Source organism: Pedobacter insulae (genome assembly GCF_900113525.1).
GTDB classification, from domain to species: domain Bacteria; phylum Bacteroidota; class Bacteroidia; order Sphingobacteriales; family Sphingobacteriaceae; genus Pedobacter; species Pedobacter insulae.
On the sequence record NZ_FOPP01000004.1, the window covers coordinates 298375 to 314704 of the forward strand.

At 36.8% G+C, this 16330-nt stretch carries 8 protein-coding genes and 1 riboswitch; of the genes, 4 read left to right on the top strand and 4 right to left on the bottom strand.

Annotated elements, in window-relative coordinates; translation table 11 throughout:
- The first annotated feature begins 3 nt into the window (after positions 1 to 3).
- Entirely contained in the window at positions 4 to 408 is a 405-nt protein-coding gene (locus tag BM207_RS08655; RefSeq protein WP_090993175.1) for a c-type cytochrome, read from the top strand.
- Between the two features lie 35 nt (positions 409 to 443).
- Here the strand turns inward: BM207_RS08655 and BM207_RS08660 are convergent, their stop codons facing one another.
- The 3 genes from BM207_RS08660 to BM207_RS08670 form a co-directional block, all read right to left on the bottom strand.
- Positions 444 to 1223, bottom strand: coding sequence for an ABC transporter permease (locus BM207_RS08660; RefSeq protein ID WP_090993176.1), 780 nt, complete (start codon positions 1221 to 1223; stop codon positions 444 to 446).
- Entirely contained in the window at positions 1220 to 2128 is a 909-nt protein-coding gene (locus tag BM207_RS08665; RefSeq protein WP_090993177.1) for an ABC transporter ATP-binding protein, read from the bottom strand. The genes BM207_RS08660 and BM207_RS08665 overlap by 4 nt, the downstream gene beginning before the upstream one ends.
- Before the next feature lie 158 nt (positions 2129 to 2286).
- The gene (locus BM207_RS08670; RefSeq protein ID WP_090993178.1) at positions 2287 to 4449 is read right to left on the bottom strand and encodes a TonB-dependent receptor plug domain-containing protein; all 2163 of its coding nucleotides are present in this window, start codon (positions 4447 to 4449) and stop codon (positions 2287 to 2289) included.
- 140 nt (positions 4450 to 4589) lie between these two features.
- A riboswitch (cobalamin riboswitch) is annotated at positions 4590 to 4785 on the bottom strand.
- A gap of 339 nt (positions 4786 to 5124) precedes the next feature.
- Here BM207_RS08670 and BM207_RS08675 point away from each other — a divergent pair.
- Together BM207_RS08675 and BM207_RS08680 are read left to right on the top strand one after the other, a co-directional pair.
- Positions 5125 to 8568, top strand: coding sequence for a SusC/RagA family TonB-linked outer membrane protein (locus BM207_RS08675; RefSeq protein WP_218155034.1), 3444 nt, complete (start codon positions 5125 to 5127; stop codon positions 8566 to 8568).
- Positions 8569 to 8587: 19 nt separating this feature from the next.
- Positions 8588 to 10483 carry a RagB/SusD family nutrient uptake outer membrane protein gene (locus BM207_RS08680; protein ID WP_090993179.1) on the top strand — a complete coding sequence of 632 codons (1896 nt, stop codon included), beginning with the start codon at positions 8588 to 8590 and terminating at the stop codon, positions 10481 to 10483.
- Between the two features lie 114 nt (positions 10484 to 10597).
- Here BM207_RS08680 and BM207_RS08685 read toward each other — a convergent pair whose 3' ends face one another.
- Positions 10598 to 14662: a hybrid sensor histidine kinase/response regulator transcription factor gene (locus tag BM207_RS08685; RefSeq protein ID WP_090993180.1), complete on the bottom strand. Its 4065-nt coding sequence runs from the start codon at positions 14660 to 14662 to the stop codon at positions 10598 to 10600.
- A gap of 204 nt (positions 14663 to 14866) precedes the next feature.
- Here BM207_RS08685 and BM207_RS08690 point away from each other — a divergent pair, with 204 nt between their 5' ends.
- A complete protein-coding gene (locus BM207_RS08690; RefSeq protein ID WP_090993181.1) occupies positions 14867 to 16291 on the top strand; it encodes a right-handed parallel beta-helix repeat-containing protein in 1425 nt (474 codons plus the stop codon).
- The last annotated feature ends 39 nt before the right edge of the window (positions 16292 to 16330 follow it).

The following is a 16330-nucleotide window of genomic DNA, read 5'->3' on the forward strand; positions in this document are numbered from 1 at the left end:
ATTATGAAATTATTTCCATTATTATTTTGTGGGATTACATTTTCTCTCGCTTATTTCTCTAACCAAGATAAAGAACTTGCCAAAAGCATCGCCAGAGGAAAGGAGATTTATGTAGAAACCTGCATAGCTTGTCATATGGGCAAAGGTGAAGGGGTGAAAAATACATTTCCTCCATTAGCAAAGGCTGATTATTTATTGAATTCACCAACTAAGGCAATAGCGTCCATTAAATTCGGTTTGAAGGGTAAAATTATGGTAAACGGGGTAATATATGAAGGGATGATGCCAAGTCCCAACATTGGTAACGACGAGATAGCCGACGTAATGAATTATATTTTAAACTCTTGGGGAAATAGCACTAAACAACCCATGATTACAGAAAAAATGGTAGAAGCGGTTAAGAAATAAAAAACCACCAATATTTACTTGGTGGTTTTTACCAATTAACGTTCTCTTATGCGGCTAAAATCTAAAAATCCTATCAATAAAAAAGCCACGGCATAGGCAGTAGAGGCCCACAAAACATAAGGGATTCTAGCAACATTTTCTTTAAAAAAGATGAAAGCTGCATAGTTGAAGAAAAATTTATCTGGATCAATTAGCTTGTAGCCGATCATGTTGATCATTCCTAGGATCGAAAACAGCACACCCACTCCAATTGGTATTAAAAAGCTTTTGAAACGGAGACCCAACCAAAATTGTAGCGTGGCCAATGGTAAAATAGCAAGATAAGCTTGAGACATTTTCATTAGGTATTGCGACCAATCTACCTGATTGCCAGCAAAATTGAACTTTGGGTTCAGCATACCAGAGAACATCCCAGATACACCCATGAATAAGCCATGAGCGATGAAAAAGCAGATCATGAAAGCGTTAAATATCAGAAATTTAGAGAAGTATATTTTCCAATAAGACTGAGGGGAAGCAAATACTTGTTTCCAGGTATGGTTTCGATATTCAATTTGAGGTAATAGCGCGCTAATAAGGACAATAAACATCGGAAGGAAGACTATGCTGATCATACCTCTTCCCTGATAAAAATAGAAATTCCAAGCGTCTTTACTAAATACCTTAATTTGGTCTGATGGGACTCCGTCATGTTCTTCCTTAAATATTATCAGGACAAAAATAGGAACTATAAGCGCCATTGCGATTGTAAATAACCAAATGGGAGAACGCTTGGTTTTTAAAAATTCAGATTTTAAAGAGATCATTAGATTCATGCGTGTTGCGTAGTTAAGTCCATAAATAGTTGTTCAAGGTTGTTTTGTACTGGCTGTAATAAATAGATATCCAGTTGTTTTTCGTAGAGTTTCCTACCTATATCGGCAATATCTTGTTCGTTTTGATAAGCAACCGAAATGGCATCATCAAGTTGTTCTGGTTCATAAGCCTTTAACACACTAATGGCGCCCACATTATCGGAAGTACGGATAAGTAGTTTAGCTTGTTTCTTTTGCAACAGGTGCAGCTCTTCCAACGACCCTTGAAATATCATTTCGCCTTTAGCAATAATGCCTACATGACTTACCATTTTTTCAATCTCAGTTAATTGATGGCTCGACATTAAGATCGTCATGCCATGCTCTTTGTTCAGTTTTTTAACCAATTCCCTGAGTTCAATAATACCGGTGGGATCCAAGCCATTTGCTGGCTCATCTAGAATCAATAATTCTGGATTGGGAAGCAGGGCAAGTGCGACAGAGAGCCGCTGTTTCATGCCTAAAGAAAATTGTTTAACTTTCTTTTTTGCTGTATTATCCAGACCAACAATCTTAAGCACTTCAGTTAATCTCGCCTTTGAAGCACCGTATAGTTTGCGGTAAACTTCTAAATTCTCATCTGCACGTAAATGGCCATATAATGAAGGATTTTCAATAAGTGACCCAACCTTTTTCAAAATATCAATTCGGTTCGACTGAAAATCTTGACCAAAAATTTCAATTTTTCCTTGCTGAGTTTTAAGGAGGCCTAAGATTAAGCGCAGGGTAGTAGTTTTACCAGCGCCATTGGGACCGAGAAACCCATAAATTTGCCCCTTATCAATTTTTAGGTTGATATCGCTTAACGTCTTCGACTTTTTGGAATGGAAGTGTGTTAACCCTATAGTTTTGATGATATTATTCATAATTGTAAATTACACTAGTGTATTAGTTTAATAATACACAAGTATACGACGTTTTTTTATTTTAACAAAGAGATTATGATTTTACAAAAAAAAATCACCGACCTATAGTGCTTGGCACTACGGATCAGCGATGATTTTCTCCATAGGTAGGAGAGATTTTACAGGGTGTAGTGCAGATTTAAGTAAATACCTCTGCCTCGGGTTGTATATCCGTAAATTTCCTGGTATTCAGTGTTAAAAACATTCTCCATTCTCAAACCAGCAGTTAAGGTTTTGTTCACGTTAATTCTCCCTGAAAGATCTAACAGCGTGTAATTAGAAATACCTTTTGTACTAAGCGCACCATAAGGACCAAGGGATGAATTATAATACACATCGCTCCTTGCTCCCACAGATCTTACATTACCTGTAATTGATAATTTCGGTATAGGCAAATAGGTTAGCCTGATGTTTGCAGCGGTAGGTCTTCTGACTAAGCCAATCGTTTCAGTAAATTTATTTACAAAAGCGCCATTTGTATATAATTGTACATGGTTTTCATGGGTATGAGAAGTATCTACATTTATTGGATCGTAGGCTAATTTTCCACTGATCATACTGATATTTCCACTTACTAAAAATTGCTCGCCAATTTTGGAGCTGATGCCTAGTTCTATGCCCTGATTCATCTGTTTGCCAATATTGATGTAAGTATCACCTCTATAATCGAGATAGGTAAGCGATGCTATACTTGCATTACCGTTCCATAAATAGACATAGTCGATGCTGTTTTCAACCGTTGTTTTAAAGAGTGATAAGGAGAAAAATATGTTTTGGTTTATTTGTTGTTTTAAACCAAATTCAATCGAAACAGAAGTTTCAGGTTTTAGTGTTTTGTTACCTCTTAAAATGTTCGAGGTGAAATCCTTTTCTGGAGAATAGAGCTGGTAAAGTGATGGTGCATTAAAGCCTGTAGCATACGAGGCATATAGTAGTCCCCCTTCTTTTAGTTTTAAAGATGGGTTAATTTCATAAGAAATATTATTTCCAAAAAGACTGTGATCGGTATTTCTAATCCCAAGTGCTAGGTTAAACGGACTATAATCATCATTTATAACACTACCATTTATATCGATATGCATAAATTGATGATTGGTTTTTACGTTTATAGCTAGGTCAGTAAGATCGCTTTTGGTTTCAAAGCCACCGAAGGCACTTGAGAAATAGCGGGTGTTGATATTCATTCTCTCCTTGAAAAAACCGCCTCCGGCAACCAGGTTTAATCCTTTAAGGCTATAATTGCCCTGAAGCTCCTGGGTGTTGGTTTCTCCATCATAAATACCCTTAAAGTGACTATGATTGTAAGTGCCAGCATCGTCTACAATAGAAGAGTCGGTAAGGTTAACCCTTTTAGTAGTGGTATTTCCTCCGATGTATTTGAAATTAAGTTTATCATTTATTTTATAAGCTGCGCCGTAAGTGAATAAGTCTCTCTTAAAATCAACAGTATTGGCATGATCGTCTTTATAGGCGCTGGCATCTATATCAGCTTTTTGATCGGTATTTTTATAAGACGCATATAGATCTAGCTTGTTCGTCCTATAGCCCAATTTACCTATCAAATCTAATTTCCTGAAGTTGTCTCTTTCACGATTTTTGTGGGCATAGTCATTGGGGTTCGTTACCGTGTCAACTGTTGCATCTAATCCTTTGGTATTATTGTTATAAATTGCTCCGTTGGCATAAAATCCTGATTTGTGTGAGTAGTTTAATAGCGCATTCTGGCTAAACATAGAGGTTTTTTTACCGAAAGTCCCCGCTTGCAAGTTTACATCGGTATGGATACCTGGTTTATTATTTTTTTTGGTGATGATATTGATCACACCACCAATTGCCGAAGATCCATAAAGGGTACTATGTCCACCCCTCACAATTTCAATTTTATCAATATTGGCTATAGAAAGCTCGTTAAGCTCAATGCCATTATCTGTATTGGATGGATCGCTAATCCTTACTCCGTCAATCATGATTAGCGTTTGGTTGTTGTTGGCCCCACGCATAAATAGGCTATTTACCTGCCCAGGATTTTGCCCTGTACCTACTACATAAATTCCTTCCTGTTGTGATAGGAGTTCTGCAACTGTGTTAAAGCCGCTTGCTTTAATTTGTTCGTTGCTAATTACGGTTACACTTCTTCCAACATCAATTACTTTCTTTTCGCTGCGCGACGAAGTGACGTTAATTTGTTCAAGATCAATGGTTTTCTTTTTGTCGATTTCTTGGGCGTAGCCTAATCGCGAAGCTACCAGTAGGCCAATCGTAAGAATGGTTTTAAATTTCATTTTTTGGGGATTAATTAAATAATTATACAATATTGCTACACACTATTGTACCCCGAAAAGAATAAGAATAAAGAAATAACGCTGGAAATTAATACCAGACAGCTATTTTACCTTTGACTTTCCTCTTTCGCGGAGGTAATAAGTCATTATATAATGAGGCAGGTATCCTGACTTTCCCGACTTGCTGATCACCTTCCCGCCTAAGCAGTGGCTAAATTGATCAGTAGTACTTCCTCAAAATGAGGCGAGATTACAGTTGCGCGACAGTCCATGATTTTCACATGGTTCCCTATTATCTTTGGTATTACCCAAAGCACCTTATCATAAATGATAGCGGCCAAAGGTAGATAAAATTCTCTATTTTCTTCTATCTTATCTTACATTCAGCACAAGCTCTGCGGATTCTGGGATTTTTGTAATGAACAACATCGCAAAAAAAAAGCGATTAAATAACCAAAACGGCAAACCATTTTGTGACAAGCTTAATAACTGCATTTACCATCGATCAATCATACTATGATCAGATTTTACCCCTATTTCAATTTGATTTCACCCCCAAGGAATGTCACATTCTTGATAGCTTTGGTAATGCTGGTAGATAAAGTTATCAACTATTAACCAAATACCCAGTATTTGTTCAATAAACCAAATTATTCACAACCTAAAAAATCAAGTATGAAATTAAAACGTTTACTACTTCTGTTTGTGATAGCTTCAGGATGGGGAACCAGTTCCTTCAGAAGTTATGCTCAAACTTACACAAGGCTAAAAACGCAAAATTTTTATGCCAAATCGTCAAAATCCGATGGTAAAGACACGGAAAACAATTTAGAACGATCTACACTTCAAGAAAACACGGTTCGTCTTATGAAAATAAGTGGAAAGGTAATTGATGAACTTTCTCAGCCACTAGCCGGTGTAAACGTGAAAGTTGTTGGTAAATCACCTAGTGCACAAACTGGTGCCGACGGAAAATATATCATTGATGCAGAACCAACAGACTCTTTAGAGTTTTCTTTTGTGGGATACGTAAAGCAAAAAATTGCTATTAGAAACAGAACAACAATTGATATTGTTTTGCAACCCGAAACAGAAAATTTGGATGAAATAGCAGTTGTAGGTTATGGTACTCAAAAGAAAGTGAATCTTACAGGATCGGTATCTACTATCAGTGCCGATAAAGTAACTAACCGTCCAATAATGAATTTGTCTGCTGCGCTTGCAGGTGCTGCACCGGGTTTACAGGTTACACAATCTACAGGAAATCCTGGAGCAGAAGGTGTGTCGATACGGGTGCGTGGTATTGGCTCTTTTAACAATAGCGCCCCACTGATAATTGTTGATGGCGTAGTAGCTGATATGACGCCGCTTAATTCGGATGATATTGAAAGTATTTCGATTCTCAAAGATGCAGCCTCTGCCGCCATTTATGGATCGAGGGCGGCGAACGGTGTAATATTGGTAACTACTAAAAAAGGAAGAAAAAATGAGACACCAAAAATCACTTTCACGAGTTTATACGCAAGGGAACAGGCAGAAACAGATTTGAAATTTATGTCGAGTACGGCAGATTGGATGGAACTGCACAACATTGCAAAGCTTAATGCCAATCCTACTTCCACTTCTCCTGATTATGCATACAGTACTATTGACGAATGGCGTGCTGCCAATGCCAACCCAGGTGGTACCTACACTCATCCGGTAACTGGGCAAACTATACCTAATTCACTAGCTTATCCTAATACAGATTGGGCGCAAATTCTTTTTCAACCAGAATATTATCAGCGACATGGCGTGTCTGTTTCGGGAGGAAGCCAAGCTACTTCTTATTTAATGTCCTTAGGCTATCAAAATAATCCTGGTACATTGGATAATACCGGTTTACAACGCTATAATGTAAGAGTAAATTTAGAAACAAAAATTGCCAACAATATTAATTTTGGTACGCAGACCTACGCTACTAAAGAGTATAAAAAACCAGGCAATACATCAATGACTTTCCTAATGCAGGCTTTTCCAGGTATAACACCTATTTATCAAGGCAAATACGGAGCTAGCGAAGATCCTTTCACTACTCAAAAGGATAACATCCTTCAATCTGTTGCCAGTACAGGAGGTCAAGCCGAAACTACCCGTATTAACAGTAGCTGGTTTGTAAATGCGAATATTTTGAAGGGCCTTTCGGCTGAAGCCAGATTTAACTATAGCGAATATATGGATGAGGACGAAACTTTTTCAAAGAACCTCCCTCGTTATAGCTTTCGACAGAGTTTTGAGACACCAATTGAATCTATAGGTAATTTGGATCAGGCACTTACCTCTCGCTATGCGTACAATTCGCATAGCTATACAGCAAATCTTTTATTGCGTTATGCTAAAACCATTGGTAAACATGATTTTGGTGCATTAGCGGGCTACGAACAATACCAGACTGAAAGTAGCGGGTTTTCTGCAACCAAAAAAGGGTTGATAGATTGGGATATTACTGATATTACTTCTGGATCTACTATGGAGTCTATTGGTGGAAATGCAAAATCTGGGTATGGTATGTTGTCTTATTTTGGTCGTCTTAATTATGCTTATGATAGCAAATATCTGTTTGAAGCTAATCTTCGTAACGATATTTCATCAAGATTTGCGCCCAACTACCGTAGTGGTATCTTTCCTTCTTTATCTGCTGGTTGGATATTGAGTAGGGAAAATTTCTTTGCGCCGCTTAGTAGGTATATAAACTATTTTAAGATACGAGGGTCTTACGGTTCATTAGGTAATGTTACTTCGGGTAATTACGATTGGCAAGCCTTATATAGACGAGTAAACAATGTGTTCAATGAACAGGTAGCCAATGGATTGGTGCTTGCAACGATTCAAAATGAAATGCTATCATGGGAGAAAACGACCACTTACAATTTAGGTATTGAAGCCAAGTTTCTCAACAATCGCTTGAGCGCCGAGGCAGATATCTACTCCCGCCTTACCTCCGATATTATCACTAACTCCATTATTTATTTAACTATGGGTAATGTATCTGCTCCAGTGGCTAATACCGCTAGTATGAATAACCGTGGTATTGAACTTTCATTGGGTTGGAATGACAAGATAGGCAGTTTTAGATATGGCGTTAACGGTAATATTAGTTACAATACCAATAAAATCACCAAATTTAACGGAGCACTTAAGTATGAACTGGATCCTACAACTAAAGATATTTGGAACAATCCCACACTCCGTTATACCAATCTAGCTGATGTTTCTACAGGTGGCGATACTCGTCGTGTAGAAGGATACCAGATAGGTGAATGGTTTCTCCGTAAACCATACCAAGGCAATGGAACTTACATCAACGGTGATGGTTCTATAAATCCTAATGGTGGCCCAAAAGATGGTATGATACGTAGTAAGGCAGATTTAGATTGGGTAAGATCTATGATAGCGGCAGGCTATAAATTTGGTAATGGTGCTGGTAATACCGTAGGTGCTGGTGCCGCCAATATATGGTATGGACAAATGGTTATGGCCGATGTAAATGGCGATGGAAAATATGGTAATGATGATGATAAGGAATTTACTGGCAAATCAACTGCTCCAAAATTCGTATTTGGTCTTAATTTAACAGCAGCTTGGAAAGGGTTCGATATGAACATGCTTTGGTCTGGTCGCGCAGGCTCTTATCATTACATCAACGACCGTGGAGCAAATGGTTCAATTTTGGCTAACACTGCCGACATGTTACCAGCAGATGCTTGGACAAAGTATTATTTTTACAATGCAGTTAAAGCAAATACAGATCCAAACTACGATCCCGCAAATGATCCTGATGCTAAGATCAATGGGAAATTCCCACGTTTGTTATCTGCAAGCTCTATCATGCCTTCCAATACGTTTTACTTATACAATTCATCGTATTTAAAATTGAAGTCTTTGCAGATCGGTTATACATTTCCAAAAAATTGGATGCGTGCCGCAAAAATAGGCGACCTACGTTTTTATGTATCGGGAGAAAACCTGCTCACCTTCAAAAACAAAGCATTTGAAGGTGTAGATCCTGAACTCGGCAGTTCATTAATTGTGTACCCGCTTGCCAAACTGTATTCAGCGGGTGTAAATCTTACTTTCTAATCAATCAACATCACATAACATGAAAAGAATAATATATTTTTTAGCAGTAACTGCCATAGTAGGTAGTTTGCCTGCTTGTAAAAAAGTGCTGGAGACAGCTCCCAACGATAGGCCATCTTCGAGTACCATGTGGACTACAGAAAGCATGGTAGACCAGGGTGTAATTGGTGTTTACTATTCACTACAGCGCCCGGTAAGGGCAGATGGTTTAATTGGTACCAGTGGTAATATTGGCTATTATGGTTACGAAGCTTTTGGTATGACGGGTCAGGGGGAATATAATTTGGGTGGTTTATTTACCACTGCGGTAAACCCAAGCGCTGCTTATTTTACACATCATTGGAGATGGTGTTATGATGGCATTCATCGCGCCAATCTTGCTATTGCCAATATACCCGGAGCTGCTATGAGTGAAGCTAAGAAAAAGAAATTGGTGGCCGAATGTAAAGCGCTCCGAGCATTTTTCTATATGCGATTAAATGAATTGTTTGGCCGCGATGGTTTAGGAGTACCTCTCTACACAGAACCAGCGCTTAATCCTTCAGATCTTAATAAAGGTCAAAGTCCGGAAGCTGAAGTGTGGGCCTTGATTATTAAAGATTTGACGGAGGCTATTAACGAACCGACTATGCCAAATAATCAAATTGGCGGAGAAGGTCGTATAAGCAAAGGCGCTGCGTACGCTTTAAGAGGTCGTGCGTATTTAATTACAAAGCAATATCCATTGGCCGCTGCCGACTTTGCCAAGGTAGGCGAGATGGGCTATAGCTTGTATCCAAATTATCAGCAATTGTTTAAATTGGGACAGGAACGTTGTCAGGAAATGATTATGAGTGTGCAATATATTGAAGAACCTACTGGTTATGGTAGTACGTTGCAAAAATATTTCGGGGCGTTTCAACAAGGTTCTAAAGATAGTAGAGGGTGTTGGACCGATTTACAGGTAACACCGGCGTTAGTAAACCTTTACGAAGTGAAAGTAAATGCAACAACGGTAAAGCCATTTAGTTGGACAGATTATATTCCTGAATGGAATGCAATTAGTGCTTTAGGTACGCCTAATCGCAAAGTATTCTTCCTTCGCGATCAAAAAGTGAATGGTTCAGATATTCATAGTACAATTACTTCTGCCATCAACACTCAGTTGAATAATCTGAATGCAAGTGCAAAGGCGCTTTATATTCAGCAGGGTAATGAAGCCCGTTTAAAAGCTGCTTATGCAAACAGAGATCCTCGTTTGGCATATAATGTTGTTACACCTTATGCCGATTTTAAAGGTGTTAACAGCAGTTCTACTGCCGAAGCTATGTACACCTACAGGTTTCCAGTAACCGGCAAAGTGTATGCTGATCAAGCTAATGCTGAACCTAGATTAAATGCTAATTTGCCATCGACATATTATACCTCCGGAAGTTGCAATGCCCAGGCAGAATTTAAATATATTTACCGAAAATTTACTGGTGATGGATTGGAATTTGCTCGTAGGGAACAAAACCCGATTGATGAACCTATTATTCGTTATGCCGATGTCTTGTTAATGTGGGCTGAAGCCTTAGTAGAGATGAATGACTTGCCGGGCGCCATGGCAAAGGTAAAACAGGTAAGAGACCGTGTAGCTATACCAACAATGGCTACGTCATTTGCTGATCAGACCACAGCTCGGAATTATGTCCGAGATGAACGCCGAAGAGAGTTAATGGGTGAAGGTGTGAATTTCTTTGATGAAATGCGCTGGAAAACCTTAAAGGATACCAAATTTAGTGAGAAAGTAGCGCAACATGCATGGGGCGGTACCGAAAGTACAGGCGGCACTACGTATGAATGGATAGGCGATCAATGGCACAGATGGCCTGTGCCAAAAGCAGAAATTGAATTAAATAAAAATCTTACTCCTACACCAGGTTGGGTGTACTAAGTTTAATTTTTAAATAATGCAAAAGCCCCATCAAATTGGGGTTTTTGCATTTATTTGCTTATTACCAAATTAAAGAATTATATCCTCTCTTGCTACCATCCCTCATCGCATGAGTTATCCGTCTATGTTATCATTACCAAGATATTCGCTTGGTGTTTGCCCAAACTGTTTTTTAAACTCTCTGCTAAAATATTTTCGATCGGAGAAACCTACCATATAGCCAATTTCGTATATGGCGTATTGTTTTTGTTTAAGTAATTGTGCTGCTTTTTTTAATCTAACAGATTTCGAAAACTCGTGAATTGATAAATTGGTTAGTGCCTTTAGCTTTTTATACAACACCGATTGGCTCATACCGATTTTTTCGGATAGCATTTCTACACTCAGATTTTCGTCTTCCATATGGTTCTCAATAATATTAATGAGTTTGGCCAAAAACTTCTCATCTAGCGAATTCGTGACTGGGGCTTGGGGTTCAAATAGTAGCGTTTTGCTGAACTTTTTACGCATAGCCTCACGGGCATTTAATAAATTGCGCACTTGGAGTTGTAAAATTTTGTTGCTAAAAGGTTTAGAAATATATACATCGGCACCCCCTGCTAACCCACTAATTTGGTCATCTTCGGTACTTTTGGCTGTTAATAATATGACTGGGATATGACTCGTTCTTTCGTCGGTTTTTAATCTATTACATAGTGTTACCCCATCAAGTTGAGGCATCATCACATCACTAATTATTAGATCTGGGATTTCATCTATTGCTTTGTTCCAGCCTTCTAAGCCATTTTTTGCTAGGTATACCTGATAATTGGCAGCTAGATATTCTTGAATAATTAATCGAATGTCAGCGTTATCGTCAATAACTAATACGCTTGGCTTGACCACTTTTACAACACTTGTAGTAGGAGCGGGGTTAATAATTTGAACGGGTTCTTTAAGTGTTATTGGTGTTAATGCGGTAGTTTCGCTTTGGGTTTGATATTCTTTTGGTTTTAAATGTTTAGTACCAAGCCAGAGGCTTACGGTAAAAATGCTGTAACCCGGATTATTGTTATCAGCAAGTTCGCTATCTATATTTATTTGTCCATGGTGAAGTTCTACAATAGCCTTAGTTAAGGCCAAACCGATACCATAGCCCGTATTTTGGATGTGTTTATCATCTACCTGAAAAAAGTTTGAAAACAGTTGTTCTAAATGCTCTGCCGCAATACCACGTCCGGTATCACTAATACTGATGTTAACTTTTTCTTTGGTTGTTTCTACCTTAAGTGTAATGCTTTGTCCATTTGATGTAAATTTAAAAGCATTTGAAATAAGATTGAAGAACACCTTTTCTAATTGCGTTTTATCAAAATAAACAATTAATGGATTGCGGTTATGAATAAAATTAAATGTAATGTTTTTTTGTTGCGCTAAATGCTCAAAGGATTTGAAAATATCATCGAGAAATTCTATAATATCATAACCTTGCATGTGCAGTTTAAGGTTTTTAGTTTCGGCTTTTCTAAAATCCAGCAATTCGCTCACCAAACGCAACAAACGATCGGCATTGCTTTTAATAAGATATAATTGTTTGTGAATGCCATTGTTGCCCTTATGTTCTTCCATCAACTTATCAATAGGAGCCATAATTAACGTTAAGTGCGTTCTAATTTCGTGTGATACGTTGGTAAAGAAATTAAGCTTAACTTGGTGCAATTCTTCGTCTTTTAACAAGAGTTCTCTTAGATAAAAAAAACGGGTTACGAAGAAGATAACTGCAGCTACAATTAAAATATAAATACAAAAAGCCCACCAAGTTTTCCAAAATGGTGGTAATATTTCAATTTTAATGTGATTGACTTTACTCCATATCCCGTCATTATTAGCGCCTTTTACCCATAAAGTATATTTACCTGCCGGAAGATTGGTATAGGTAGCCGACGGAATGTCGGTTTCTATCCATTGGTCGTTAATGCCTTCTAATCGGTAAGCATACTTATTTTTGGTAGATTTAATATAGTTAAGTAAGGCAAATTCTATGGTAAATATGTTTTGATCGTATTTGAAAAGTATCTTTTCTGTGTTACCAATGTCTTGTTTTAACAAATTATTATCATCATTTATTTTAACAGCTGTACCAAATAACCGAAGTCTGGTAAAAACAATAGGTGCCTTTGTGGTATTTGTAGAAATCTCGTTTGGGGAAAAAAAAGTAAGGCCATTGTAGCCTCCAAAAAACATTTCACCACTTTTGTTTACGAAAGATGAATTATAATTAAACTCATCGCCTGCCAGACCGTCGCTTATGTTATAATTTTGGAAAGTCTTTAAATCAGGATCAAATTTGTTTAATCCATTAGAGGTGCTAATCCACAGAAATTGTTTGGTATCTTCTAATATGCCTAACACATTATTATTCGATAGGCCTTCTCTTGTAGTGTAAATAGTACTAAATGAGTTGGTTTGTGAATTGAAGTGAGTAAGTCCGCCATAGTATAAACCAATCCAAATATTACCTCTAGAATCTTCCTGTATGCAATTAATATAATTAGAATTATTGCTTACACTGTTGCTGCCTTTTGGTAAATCAAACTTCACTAATTTTTGTTCGCTTTTTATGTAGCGATAAAGCCCGGTTGTAGTGGCTATCCAAATGTTTTTATTCGAATCTTCGAAAAGTACTTTAATGTTTTTATGCACGAGCGATTTTAATGCTCTTATGTTTGCAACCGGAGTTAAAGTGCTAGCAGTTCTGTTAAAAAGATTTAATCCGGTTTGGCTTCCAACCCAAAATAAGCCATCGTTGTCTTCTAATATAGCAACAATTTCTGCTCGTCTGCTATTAAATTCGTTTTTATCTGATAGTACTCGTTTAAATGTACCCGAATTTTTATCTAGTATATTTAATCCACCGCCATGAGTTCCAATCCATACATTTTTATCTTTATCCTTATAAATAACTTTAATTAAGTTAGAGCCTAATTCCCCATGTTGATTATAAACTTTAAACTTTTTAGTGTTCCAGTCGTAATAATTTAAACCGCCGCCTTCAGTGCCAATCCAAAAATTATTACCATCAGCCTGTATAATAGAACTTACTACATTATGGCTAAGGCCAGATATATTTTCGTTGTATTGCCAGTTTTTAAAATTAGTGGGGTTGGCATAAATTACATTTACGCCACCATAGTAGGTTCCTATCCAAATAGAGCCATTGCTGTCTTCGTAAATACTATAAATAGAATTTTGGTTTAAACTGTTAGCGTTAGTTTTTTTATGCTGATAATTAGTAAAGCTTTTACTATCTATATTTAAAACACTAAGGCCTTCTTGTGTGCCAACCCATAAAGCTCCATTATTAGCAACCATTAATTTTCTAATGGCATTATGTACAATAGTGTTTGTTTGACCGGGTATGTGCACAAAATGCGTGAAGGTTTCGGTGATTTTATTGAAAAGATTTAAGCCTCCATTTTCTGTGCCAAACCATAATCGATTCTGTTTATCTTCAACAATACTGGTAACAGCGTTATCGCTGATACAACCCAGCTTGTTATCTTTTTTAAATACTTTAACGCCATAAATTTTCTTGTTAAATAAGAATCTAATTAGGCCATTATTTGTTCCTGCCCAGATATAACCATCACTATCGTTGGCAAGGCTTAAAATTTCGTCGTTAGCTATATTGGCTGTTAACCCTAAATTAACTGTTGCGCTAAATTGATTATTGTTTTTGTTTAGAAGTACATACAATCCGTAATTGGTAGCAACCCATAAATAACCTTTTTTATCTTCGTAAATGTGTTTAATGCCATTATAAACGGCTTTTTTTTGAGGTGGGTTTAGGAAGATTCTTTCAAAAGTATTTTGTTTTGCATTATATCTATTTAATCCATTGGCGGTGCCGATCCATAATGTTCCTTTTGAGTCAGTATAAAGGGCAGTTATATAATCATCTGATAAAGTTTGTTCATTAGTAGCAATACTTTTATACAACCTGAACTGAAAGCCATCGTATCTGTTCAATCCAAATCTAGATCCATACCACATAAAGCCCGTATGATCTTGTGTTATCGCAAAAATAGAATTTTGTGATAAGCCATTTTTAGACATTAGGTGGTTGAAAATAGGTGACTGTCCATTACTGCCAAACTGTTGTAAAAGGAGCCAGCTTATTAAGATAATTCTGTTAATCATTTGGGAATTTGGTTAGTCTTATTTTATCTCTATAAAATTACAATTTTAAGTGTTTTTAATTGAATAAATAACGTTACCTTAAGTGTTCAAATGGATTTTCTACCCATATAAAATAGATTTTCTACCCTTTAAATTATACAATAGCCACATCTTTACTCTAAGTGTTGTATTGTTTATACCCCGACTTGATTAAAATACCAAACCATGAAAACAAAGAGCTTCTATAAATTACTGATTTTGCTTTGCTTAATTAATTTCATTTCGTTTACGAGCGAAGCTGATACCTATTATGTGGATAGTCAAAAAGGAAATGATAATGCTTCAGGTAAAAGTGTGAAAAAAGCTTGGAAAACATTGGATAAAGTAAATAGCCAGCTTTTTAAAGCGGGCGATAAAGTTCAGTTTAAACGCGGCAGTTATTGGCAGGGGCAACTGGTACCGAAAGGCTCTGGAAACCAAATGGCATCCATTATTTTTTGTGCTTACGGAAAAGGAAATTTACCTCATATTGCTGCCAATGGTAAATATCAAGATGCGGTGTTGCTTAAAAACATAAGCTATATTACTGTACAAAATTTAGAGCTTTCTAATCATGATACTACTATAAAGGAGCAAAAAACAGGTCCAACAGCACTACGCATTTTAGCCGAAGATATTGGTACGCTTTACAACATTAAAATTTCGGATTTATATATACATGATGTAAACGGCGATAACAGAAAAGGCAGTCAAGAAGGTCACGGTATATTTTGGGATTGTAGAGGACCTAAGCCTAGCCGTATAGAAAATTTACTTATCGAAAACTGCAAACTTGTGCGTGTAGATAGAAACGGAATACGCGGTAACGGCACTTTTGGATTTCGTAATAACTGGTTCCCTAATAAAAACTTAGTCATTAGAAATTGTACGCTCGAAGATATTGGTGGAGATGGTATTGTAGTTAAAGCTTTTGATGGATCATTGATTGAGCATAATAAACTTTTTCATATTAGAACGCGAGCTAAAGACAATGCTGTAGGTATTTGGCCCCACAGTAGCGATAACACTATTATTCAATATAATGAAGTGGCTTACACCAAAAATCAAGACTGGTCTAACGATGGCCAATCTTTTGATATTGATGGTAACTGCAACAATACCATTATACAAAACAATTACAGTCACGATAATGAAGGCGGTTTTATGTTGGTTATTTCTGATGCCATTAACGCCAAAAGTATGATGACCAAAAATAGCATCATTCGTAATAATTTAAGTATTAACGATGGAAATAACCGTAAACGGCTTTTCAATTTTGCGCTTATAACCGATAGCACCTTAGTAAGCAATAATGTATTTTATAACGACACAAAAGATTCGGTAAAAATAGAACTGATAGATGTAGAACATGCTATCCCAAAACACATTGTGTTTGAAAAAAATATCATACAGTACTATAACGGTGCTCAGGCAATTTTTACTAAAAGCGAAGAACAGTATAACGCTATTACTTGGAATGAAAATACTTTCGACGGGAACATTCTAGGTAAAGAAAAGCTTAAAAACCTTACCGAAGGAAAAAAGCTAATTAAAGATAAAAATCTTAAAGAGTACCCTTGGGTATTACTAAAACAATTGAATTTAAAATAATTAAAATCATATTAATTTCCGATACAAACAATCTTCTCC

What these genes read in the sequence shown, in the direction of transcription:
- BM207_RS08655 (WP_090993175.1), top strand. Translation starts at nt 4, where the DNA reads ATGAAATTATTTCCATTATTATTTTGTGGGATTACATTTTCTCTCGCT.
- BM207_RS08660 (WP_090993176.1), bottom strand. Translation starts at nt 1,223, where the DNA reads ATGAATCTAATGATCTCTTTAAAATCTGAATTTTTAAAAACCAAGCGT.
- BM207_RS08665 (WP_090993177.1), bottom strand. Translation starts at nt 2,128, where the DNA reads ATGAATAATATCATCAAAACTATAGGGTTAACACACTTCCATTCCAAA.
- BM207_RS08670 (WP_090993178.1), bottom strand. Translation starts at nt 4,449, where the DNA reads ATGAAATTTAAAACCATTCTTACGATTGGCCTACTGGTAGCTTCGCGA.
- BM207_RS08675 (WP_218155034.1), top strand. Translation starts at nt 5,125, where the DNA reads ATGAAATTAAAACGTTTACTACTTCTGTTTGTGATAGCTTCAGGATGG.
- BM207_RS08680 (WP_090993179.1), top strand. Translation starts at nt 8,588, where the DNA reads ATGAAAAGAATAATATATTTTTTAGCAGTAACTGCCATAGTAGGTAGT.
- BM207_RS08685 (WP_090993180.1), bottom strand. Translation starts at nt 14,662, where the DNA reads ATGATTAACAGAATTATCTTAATAAGCTGGCTCCTTTTACAACAGTTT.
- BM207_RS08690 (WP_090993181.1), top strand. Translation starts at nt 14,867, where the DNA reads ATGAAAACAAAGAGCTTCTATAAATTACTGATTTTGCTTTGCTTAATT.